The organism is Marinobacterium profundum (assembly GCF_001528745.1).
GTDB lineage: Bacteria > Pseudomonadota > Gammaproteobacteria > Pseudomonadales > Balneatricaceae > Marinobacterium_A > Marinobacterium_A profundum.
On the sequence record NZ_BCNS01000225.1, the window covers coordinates 21023 to 31179 of the forward strand.

The 10157-nt window shown below is 54.1% G+C and carries 6 protein-coding genes; 5 read left to right on the plus strand and 1 reads right to left on the minus strand.

The genetic code is table 11. From position 1 onward, the window contains the following. Positions 1 to 137 precede the first annotated feature (137 nt). Positions 138 to 2984 carry a cache domain-containing protein gene (locus MPRO_RS24855; protein WP_067299117.1) on the plus strand — a complete coding sequence of 949 codons (2847 nt, stop codon included), beginning with the start codon at positions 138 to 140 and terminating at the stop codon, positions 2982 to 2984. A gap of 47 nt (positions 2985 to 3031) precedes the next feature. Next, a complete protein-coding gene (locus tag MPRO_RS24860) occupies positions 3032 to 3733 on the plus strand; it encodes a response regulator transcription factor (RefSeq protein ID WP_067299119.1) in 702 nt (233 codons plus the stop codon). Positions 3734 to 3914: 181 nt separating this feature from the next. Here MPRO_RS24860 and MPRO_RS24865 read toward each other — a convergent pair whose 3' ends face one another. After that, positions 3915 to 5372 carry a solute carrier family 23 protein gene (locus MPRO_RS24865; RefSeq protein ID WP_245635203.1) on the minus strand — a complete coding sequence of 486 codons (1458 nt, stop codon included), beginning with the start codon at positions 5370 to 5372 and terminating at the stop codon, positions 3915 to 3917. Positions 5373 to 5692: 320 nt separating this feature from the next. On the opposite strand from MPRO_RS24865, the gene MPRO_RS24870 reads away from it, so the two are divergent. The 3 genes from MPRO_RS24870 (at position 5693) to MPRO_RS24880 (ending at position 9851) form a co-directional block, all read left to right on the plus strand. Further along, a complete protein-coding gene (locus MPRO_RS24870) occupies positions 5693 to 6664 on the plus strand; it encodes a hypothetical protein (RefSeq protein WP_067299123.1) in 972 nt (323 codons plus the stop codon). Positions 6665 to 6906: 242 nt separating this feature from the next. Continuing rightward, complete coding sequence (locus tag MPRO_RS24875; protein WP_067299125.1) at positions 6907 to 7389, plus strand: FKBP-type peptidyl-prolyl cis-trans isomerase; 483 nt, start codon at positions 6907 to 6909, stop codon at positions 7387 to 7389. Between the two features lie 272 nt (positions 7390 to 7661). Further along, positions 7662 to 9851 (plus strand): putative bifunctional diguanylate cyclase/phosphodiesterase, encoded by a 2190-nt coding sequence (locus MPRO_RS24880; protein ID WP_158651935.1) that lies wholly within the window; start codon positions 7662 to 7664, stop codon positions 9849 to 9851. Positions 9852 to 10157: the final 306 nt, after the last annotated feature.

Below are 10157 nucleotides of genomic sequence, written 5' to 3' on the forward strand. Positions count from 1 at the left end.
TCATTCGGTTAAGCATTAAATTACGGGCAAATGGTTGCGTAACTATTTGGCAATTCTAACGAAATGTTACAGTTCCGAACCGAGGCCCTTCTTTGTGGTACATTCAATTTTTAACATGTACCTGACAGGGTTTCTCTGTGTATCGTTACTCCCCGATCACCTTTCGTTTGTTTCTGATGTTGCTGCTGCTAATCAGCAGTATTTTTGGGTCTATCTACTGGCTCACCGTACCCATGATAAAAACAAATGTGTTTGGGTTAGAACTGCACTCCAACCGGCAGGTACTTAATATCGTTTATGATTTGGCCAATCGGATGTATTTCAGCACCGAGTCCTATATAGAACAGGCGCTGGATGCGGAGGAAAAAAAGCTTAAAGCGGTGGTGGACCTGGGGGAGAGCTATGTTCGCGCAGGCTTAGAGGATGGCGCGGAACAGTCGCTGGACTTAAAAACCCGTTGGCTGAGGCTATATTCCGAGTTAAGGCGGTTAAGGTTCGACGGTGATAACTATCTGTGGATCTCCGATTATAACGGTCGATTGTTATCTCATCCAGACGACAAGTTTCAGAATGAAAATATCACTGAGCATATGGTTGCAGGGGACCGCTCGGCGTTGCCCGACATTATCAAGCAAGCGTTGACCCAGGGTGAAGGCTTCTACAAATACCAATGGTACCGCCCCCAAAGCACCGAGGTGATCGACAAATTTTCCTATGTGCGCAGCTTCCCCGAGTGGGGCATTGTGCTGGGGGCAGGGGTCTATGCTGATGACCTTTACCGGGGGGCGCAAGCCTACAACGCTCATCTGTTGGGGGAATTAAGTCAGGCACTGGAAAATGTGAAAATCGCCAGTAATGGCTATCTCTACATCTTCGATTCCAATGGTGACATGATCTTTCACCCCAATTCCAATATTCGTGGCACTAACTTTAAAGACCTGCTAAATCCAATGACGGGCAACCCGGTCTATCGGGATTTGATTGCCGTGGCGGATACGGATGAAGAGCTGTATTACAAATGGGATACGCCCCATGATCCCGGTAACTACGCCTATGAAAAACTCTCGCTGGTGCGCCATCTGTCGGGTTTTGACTGGTATATCAGCTCTTCGGTGTACCTAGATGACCTAAAGGCCAGCTCGGTTCAGTTGAGCCAGCGTTTGCTGGCCATGGGGTTCTTTGGTTTGCTGGCAGCGATTGTTGCCGCATTCCTGTTTGCCGAATACCTGACCTCACCGATCAAGCAACTTTCCGCGACCGCCTACAAGATTAGTCGGGGGCAGTTTGGGGCCAAGACGGGTATTAATCGCAACGACGAATTGGGCACTTTGGCGGAGTCTTTCGACTTTATGGTCGATCAGCTGCGGGACAATATTCAGGGGCTCAACACTCGGGTCGCATCACGCACCAAGGAGCTGTCTGAGTCCAACCTGCAGCTGTTACAGGCCGTAAGTTCTCTGAAAACGACCAAGAGTGAACTCACGGCTTCGGAAACCCGACAGCGTCTGATTCTGGATGCACTGCCTGCGCAAGTGGCCTACCTGGATGCGCAGGGGCGTTATGTCTTCGTCAACCGGGAATATGCCCAGACCTGTGGCCGCCACAAAAGTGAGCTGGTGGGTGAGCTGATGCAGGATCTGATGTCTGCTGCCATGTATACAAACACCTTGCATTATATCCGGCAGGCGCTGCGTGGCGAGAAGGTGATGTACGAATACAGTACCGAGGTGCAGGGAAAAATCATGGTCACGCGGTCTATATTGCTGCCCTTTTACGGTGAGCAGCGCCAGACGGTGGAAGGTGTGCTTAACCTGTCGATCGATATATCCGCTGAGCGTGAGTCTGAGCAGCGTCTGGCTGAGGCGAGCAAGATGAAAGCGGTGGGGCAGATGTCGGGTGGTCTGGCGCATGATTTCAATAATTTGTTGACCATTATTCTGGGCAACCTGCTGGACGCGCAAAGCCACCCTGAACTGCCACTGGCGCTGAACAGTAATTTGGTACCCGCGATACGTGCGACACGGCGAGGTGCTGATCTGACCAAGCGTTTGCTCGCGTTCTCCCGCCGTCAGCCGCTCTCGCCAGGCTGCGTAACGCCGGATCGATTGATTACAGATGTGATCAGTCTGCTATCTGGCCCGCTGGCGGACAACATTCGCATTCAGACCCGTATCGATGAAAGCGCACCGGTGGTGTATGTGGATGAAGCACAGATGGAGGATGCGCTGGTGAATCTGGCGCTCAATGCGGCGGACTCGATGGACAAGGGTGGCACCCTGAGCTTCGAGGTACGAGCCTTCCAGAGTACGAGTCGAGAAGGATTTGATGAGCCAATTCCGGCGGGTAACTATGTCATGCTGACGGTGAAAGACACGGGTGCCGGATTTACAGAGGAAGCCTTGCAGAAAGCCTGGGAGCCATTCTTTACCACCAAATCTGTCGGAGCGGGATCTGGCTTGGGATTGAGTATGGTATACGGTTTCGTGAAGCAGTCGCAGGGGTATATCCGCATTCGTAACCGCCGTTGCGCTGGGGCCGCGATCGAAATTTTGTTGCCAGAGGGCACTGATCGACAATGCAAGGTCCTGCAGCAGAGTCTGGAGACTGACAGTTATGCCGCTGCAGCGGATGCCAGCGCTATGGTGCTGTTAGTCGAAGACAATTCGGATGTTCGTAAAGTGGTACGGCATCAGCTGGTCAATATTGGTTTTAGCGTACTGGAAGCAGAAACGGCTGATGAAGCTGATAACTTGTTACTGAATCTGAATGCGCTGGCCGGTGTGGTCACTGACATAGTGATGCCAGGAGAGAAGGACGGCTATGCAGTCGCACGGCGGGTGAAAGCGCGATACCCATCGGCCTTTATTGTGATGATGACGGGTTACAGTGGAACCTTCACCGAGCAGGATGCAGACTTCTGCCTGCTACAGAAACCGTTCGATCAGACTGCGCTGGCAAGAGCGATTTTCCCTGAAGAAAAGTAAAACATAAAAATGACGAAAAGAGGCCATGGATGGCTCAGGAAGCAACGATGAAAAATAATAACCTGATCTACGTGATCGAAGATGAAGAAGATCTGGGGCAACTAATGTGCCGGGCACTGGAGAAATTTCGCTATCAGGCACGTCATTTCACCAACGGTGCGGAGGCGTTATCGGCAGTGACACAGGATAACCCGAGTATCTGCATCGTTGATCTGAATCTGCCGGATATGGATGGATTGGAACTGGTGAAGCAGTTTGATAACCAGTGCCGGGGGGTGGTTATTGTGTCCGGGCGAGATGACCTGACTGACCGGGTTCTGGGATTGGAGTTTGGGGCTGATGATTATATCACCAAGCCATTTGAGCCCCGGGAGCTGGTGGCACGGGTGCAGAGTTTGTTAAGACGTTTGCAACGTAGCAGCGAAATCAACGCCGTGATAACCCGAAAAGCCGAATTTTCCGGATGGATATTCCGTCCGGACTCGCTGGAGTTGTGTTATCAAGCGCAGGAGAAGCTCTCTCTCAGTCGCGCCGAAGGTGACATGTTGCTGTCACTGCTCAGGCATCCTTTTCAGATTCTTTCCCGTGATCAACTGTTGGGGGACAACGGCACCGCCTATGACCGCAGCATTGATGTGCGTATGTCGCGCTTGCGCAAAAAGCTGGAAAGCAGCGGTGACGGCAACGAACTGATTAAAACTGTTTATGGCGCTGGCTATATGCTGACGACTGCGGTGGTGTGGCGCTAGAGCATTTTCATCTCAAGGGCCGCTCTGATGTTTCAGTGGCAGCACTCAAGCAACCTCGATCGACAGATAAGTGTTTCGTGCAAATTCTCTAGCTGGGGCATCTCTTCAAAGTCCCGTACTTGCGGTGAATTTGAAAGGGCGGAGGCTGTAAGGCCTCCGCCTGCTCGGTCAGACAAAGGGCTCAGGTGGCCTTTTTCTCTTTTTTGTCCTCTTCGTCATCGACAAAGATCATCTCATTCTCAGGGCGGTGACGCCCCAGCAGCTTCGGACGTTCGATCAGCAGGTACAGCACCAGACCAATGACAACCGCATAGACGGTGGATTTTGGATCAGGCATCGCCAGCGTTACCGCAACGATACCCGCCACGCCGCGCTCGGTGGAGGTTTTCAGCTGCTCCATACCCACCATGATGCAGATGTACGCCGTCAGTATGAGTGTCAGAGACAGGGCAATGGGCAGTACAGGCTTAAACAGCGTAACCAGCGGCAAGATGAACAGCGCGACAAGGCCAGTGATCCAGAAAGTACCACCGCCGCTGTAGATGGAATCCATGGATTTACGCCCCATCGCGTAACGCTCTGCTACGGTTGCATGTGCAGCCGTCCACAGCGGACCGGCCAGCCCCGGCCAAGGTGCCAGGAATGCATGGATGCCGTTGCGCAGCGAAGTCACCAGATGAACGCGGTCAATACTATTATCTATTGACTCATCTGTACGCAGGTGGTCAACACGTTTAATCAGTGTGAAACCGACGATGATGTCACCAAAGGCAATCACATAAGCGATGACTGCGGTTGGGATCGCCAGCAGGAACACGTCCCAGCCCGGAAAGCCGACGGTGAAGGTCAGGTACTGGAGCATCAGTGCGAAGTCAGGTTGAGTGATGCCCCACTCGATGTCGGGTACTGCATATTCGCCTGTACTCCAGCCGATGAGCATCGCGATGATCATGCCCGGCACCATACCGAAGTTGGCGATGCGTTTTGCCAGCGAGTTTTCTTTCACGATGTTCTTGAACGACAGCGAGAACAGAATGTACGCCGAGATGATAGATCCCACGATCAATGAAATTGGCGTGGCATCTACGCGGCCGCCGATTTTCAGTTCACCCATCATGGCGGCGATACCTGCACCTATGATGATGCCGGATTTCAGCGAGTTCGGGATGACTTCAACCAGCTTGGAGCCCCAGCGCGTGATACCCAGAATAAAGAAGATAATGGTTACTTCCAGTTGTAGCGCAAACAGCGCCTTGATCGCTTCGGGGCCAGGTTCGAAACCTTTCAGATACAACAACACCACTGGTATTGCCGGCGTAATCCAGCCCGGAACCAGAGGTACGCCCATCAGGGCTGGCAGGCAGTAACACAAGCCTGCAACAAAGGTGAAAGCCAGTGCCGCTTCGTACGGCATGCCGAGATATTTTTCCAGCAGGGGAATCATCGCCAGACCGACCACGAACATGATCAGGCCCTGGATCATCTCCGGGGTTTCCCATCTGTAATGTACAAGCGGCAGGCGGATTTTAAACGGGCCTAACGGCCAGTGGGGGTGTTCGTCGCCGTCGCGGCGTTGGATCAAAGGCATCTTTTTTTCCTTGTTTATTCGAACCTTCAAAGGCATCGTGCAGGCATTCACAGCATCTGTTTTTGCTCTATACCAAGGGGCGTTTCTGCCTTTGGTTAGCGCCGGCGAAAGGAGGCGCTATCTGCAGGCGAGCAAAACGGCAATCCCAGACGGCAGTAAACAGGAAAAGTACAAATAGACTTTGTCTCAATCCTTTCCAATTGTTACCAATGGCATTTTCAGTTTAAATTTGAGGCGCGTTTTAACGGGCGATAAAAACAGTTGATTCCCCCTGACCTGATGCCCGTCCTGGGCGCGGAGAAAACTGGGTGTTAGGGGATTATTCAGGCTGAGTCGCGGCTTTACGGCCTCAGTAATAAAGGATCCAAAGCATGCTTCACATAACGAATGGCGATATGGCAAATCAGTGGCTGCAAAAAGCCGCTATAGGTGATGACTATCTGGCGTGGAATGATGTGCTGCACGAAGGCCCTGTACCAGCCGGTTTATCGCTTGATGAGTTATCCCGGGTGCGTGCGGCCTTTATTGTCAGCTGCGGCTGGGCTACCGACTTTGAAGCCCAGACGCATTTTCAGGCGCGTGATGCCCTGTTTCGTCGCGGTGCGCGTGAGGGTGGCGTTGTAATATGGAACTCGTTTGAACTTTATGATCAGTTGCACCTGCTGCAATTACTCAACTGGTATCACGACGAAGGTCAGGGACTTGCCTGGCCTGAACTGGTGCTGGTGGACGATTACCTTGGTCAGGCGCAGCCTGAACGGGCGCTTGAACTCTATGCCACCCGTCAGCGGTTAAGCGAGGCGCAGATGGCCTTGGCGGTGGATGCATGGCAGGCATTTTGCAGCGCCAATCCGCGCACGCTGGCGAGTCTGCTGCATAAGGATCTGTCGGCACTGCCGTTTTTGGCCGCTGCAATTGAACGTTTGCTGCAGGAGTATCCAGACCCCTGTGGTATCAACCGTACTGAAAGGCAGTTGCTCGAGGCTGTGAGTGCTGGCGTTGAGGATGCCGCCGGGCTATTCCGAGCCGTGCGTGCGGCAGAGGAGGTGGCCTTTATGGGGGATGCCAGTTTCTGGCGGGTACTAGAGGGGTTGCTGAGTCCACCGGTTGCGCTGCTCAACTGCGAGAACGGGCGCTTTGTCCGCCCTGCGCTGACCGGCTGCGATGAGGCATTTCTGGCGCTGCGCTTCTCTCTTGCGCCCAGAGGGCAGCAAGTGCTGGCTAAAGCACAGGACTGGTTGTCGGAGCAGCCGATCGACCGCTGGATTGGCGGCGTTAATCTCTGTGGTGATGGTACCTGGCGCTGGGACGCCGTTAAACGAGAGCTCAAGCAGGGCCTGTAACGTCGTTTTGAGCACTCGGTAACGACTTGCGTAGCCGCATAAGCGCCTCAAGGGGTGACAGTCGCGGGTCGGCACGTTAGGATGCGCGTGGAATGCTTGGTGGCGTTGTCTGCGGGTGGCTCACACAGGTTTTCAACTACTTAAATGTATGCTGTTTCAGTGCCAGGTTCTAAATGTCCTAACCGGGCGGAAAATCCGATGGTGATCTGAGTCAGTTGTGACGACAGAACGGAGTAATACCAGTGCAGATAGCTGAAAATACCATAGTGCAGATCCACTACACCCTGAAAAATGCCGCCGGCGATGTAGTTGATACATCCGCAGGGCAGGAACCACTGGCCTATTTGCACGGCGGTGGCAACATCGTTGAAGGTCTTGAGTCTGCCTTGGTCGGTAAAGTCGTTGGCGACAAGCTCGATGTGTCCGTAGAGCCAGAGCGTGGCTATGGCGAGCGTCGTGAAGATCTGGTGCAGGATGTTGAACGCAGCAACTTTGTTGGCGTTGAAGAAATTGAAGTCGGTATGCAGTTCCTGGCGCAGACCCCCTGGGGTGAGCAGCCGGTAACCGTTATCGCGGTCGCCGATGACAGCGTGCAGCTGGACGGCAATCACCCACTGGCCGGCGAAACCCTGAATTTCTCGGTTGAAGTCGTTGATGTGCGCCAGGCCAGCGAAGAAGAGCTGCAGCATGGCCACGCCCACGGCGAAGGTGGTCACCACCACTAAGCGGGCGCGGGTTGCCGGTAGCGGCAATTCACTGTTTTGATAACCGGGTCCTGGGCCTTCCAGGAGCCGGCTGTTTGCGTACTGGCGCGTCTCAATGTTTAGGCGCCCAGTTTTTTGTCAGGTTATGGATAACACCCGAATTCGTTGAACTTTCCCGGAGGCCGGCCACCTTGCAGAGAACCTCTGCAGTGCTGCTGCATCAATCCAGGTGAAGTCAGTACTGCGACTGTCGATGCACGGAGGTATCGCCGGTAAGCGCAATGGGAGACCGGGTGCTGCGTAAAACCTCTGTTTTTTCCGCCTGTGTCTTTGTAGCCACACTGCTGCTGGGTTTTTACTGGAACCAGCTTAACCAGACGCTACAGCAACGCGAACAGACATCCCTTGTACGTGACCTGATCAATACTCAGGTCAGTTCCGTTGAACGTTTGCTTAACCTGTCCCTGCTGTCGACCGAACTGCTGGCCCATGAAGTGCGCCGCAGTAATGGCGAACCGTCGGATTTTTCTGCCCGGGCTGCCGAAATTCTGCGTGACTTCCCCTCTGTTTCCAGCCTGCAGCTTGCCCCTGGTGGCATCAACCGCCAAATTTTTCCTTTTGCCGGCAATGAAGCTGCGCTTGGGTTGAATATTTTCGAGCATGAGACTACTGCCATCGCTACTGCACGGGCGCGGGACGAGCACCGGCTGACCATTAACGGCCCACTCACCCTGGTGCAGGGCGGCGTTGCCGTGATCGGGCGCAACCCTGTGTTTTTGCTCGACTCCAGCGGCAATGAACACTTCTGGGGTTTTGTTTCAGCGGTGATTGATATCGATCGTCTGCTATCGGTCACGGACCTGCAAAAGCTGACAAGTCGTGGCTTTGAGTACGAGCTGGTAAGGCCAGCAAGTGCAGGCTTGCCCGAGCGGATGCTGTTCAGGAGCGCGGGCGCGTTGAATAGCGACAATGTGCAGACACTGGATGTACGGGTGCCAAACAACCGCTGGCTGCTGCGCATGAGCCATGGTGTTGCCGAGCCGGGGCTGACAATAGGCTATGGCCACTTTCTGAGCCTGTTCGTAGCGCTGATTCTCGCCTGGCTGGTGCACTATGTACTGCGAGAGCCCCACCGCCTGCGAGCGCTGGTGGATTCGCGTACGCGCGAGCTGCATGAGCTTGCCTACCATGATTTTCTGACCGGGCTCGTTAACCGGCGTCTGCTGAACGAGCAGCTGGGCCAGGCCCTGCGCGAGCAGTCCTACGCGGGCGGCATGGTGGCGCTGCTCTATCTGGATCTGGATGATTTCAAACGCATCAATGACTCCATGGGTCACGAAGTGGGGGACCAGTTACTGGTTGAGGTCGCCAACCGCCTGCGGAGCCAGGTGCGGGGCAACGATATTGTTGCCAGGCTAGGCGGCGACGAGTTTGCCGTCGTGCTGCTGAACAGCGGTGGACAGCATGATTTGCTGCGACTGGCCGAGAAGATCGTACTGGCGCTGAGTCGGCCGGTGCGGCTGAATAGCCGGGATCTGGTGATCAGCGCCTCGATCGGCATTACCCTTGCTCCCCATGATGGCGATTCAGCCAGTCAGTTGCTGCGCAATGCGGATCTGGCGCTCTATACCTCCAAACGTCGGGGCAAGAACTGTGTAGAATTTTTTCATATCGATATGCAGCGTGAAGCCTCACGTCTGATGCAACTGGAGGAAGATCTGCGTCATGCGCTGTCACACCGACAGCTGTCACTGGCTTTTCAGCCCATCGTCAATATAGAGCACCACCGGGTGGTTGCCTTTGAGGCACTGGTGCGCTGGCATCATCCTGAACAGGGCCTGTTAATGCCGGGCCAATTTATTCCCGCCGCAGAGCAGTCTGGCTTGATTGTTCCGCTGGGTTACTGGGTGTTGCGTTCGGTTTCCCAGGGACTGGTGGCGCGTATCGAGGCTCAGCGCGATGTGGTGCCGGTGGCGCTTAATATCAGCCCGCAACAGTTTCGCGACAAGAATTTCATGCTGGAAGTGCAGGCAATCCTGGATGAAACCGCAGTGCCGCCCAGCTTGCTGGAGTTCGAGATTACCGAAAGTACGCTGATGGACAATCTGGACGCCACCATCGATATTCTCAATGCTCTCAAGGTGCTGGGCGTACGCATTTCCATTGATGACTTCGGTACGGGCTACTCCTCCCTGGCGCTCCTTAAGCAGCTACCGGTGGACACGCTTAAAATCGATCGCTGCTTTGTTAAAGATATCTGCGAAGACGAAGAAGATCGCCAGATCATTCAGGCCGTAATTGCCATGTCGGCGCAGCTGGATCTTGAAGTGATCGCCGAAGGCGTTGAAACCCGGCCGCAGAGTGATTTGCTCTTTGGCTTTGGCTGTCGCCGGGTGCAGGGCTATTTCTATGGCAAACCCGTTATTGGTCCCATTCCCGATGCAAGACGATTATTGCAGCCACAGCTCGAGGAAGTTATCTAGGAGGCTGTCCGAGAATACTCAACCTACTGCGAGCCACCTGAGTTTGGCTGTTTTTTGTGCTGTTTTGCGTTAAATAGAACCACTATTCGCCTTAAAACACCGCAAAAACCCGCTCAAATCAGTCGGCTCTCGCTACGGCCAGCATTCTCGGACAGCCTCCTAGTGTAGTGTTGCACTCTTGGTGGTGCTTTAGAACGCGCTCATTTTTTCGCCAGCCAAGGCGTGAGGCAGAGTCATAGTGATGTCTCTTATACACATCCGACGCTGCCTACACATCCGTACGTATGTGTCTACGTTCTACTGGTA

Bases quoted from the DNA above. Each gene is read 5' to 3' on its own strand.
- MPRO_RS24860 (WP_067299119.1), top strand. From the start codon at position 3,032: ATGAAAAATAATAACCTGATCTACGTGATCGAAGATGAAGAAGATCTG.
- MPRO_RS24870 (WP_067299123.1), top strand. From the start codon at position 5,693: ATGCTTCACATAACGAATGGCGATATGGCAAATCAGTGGCTGCAAAAA.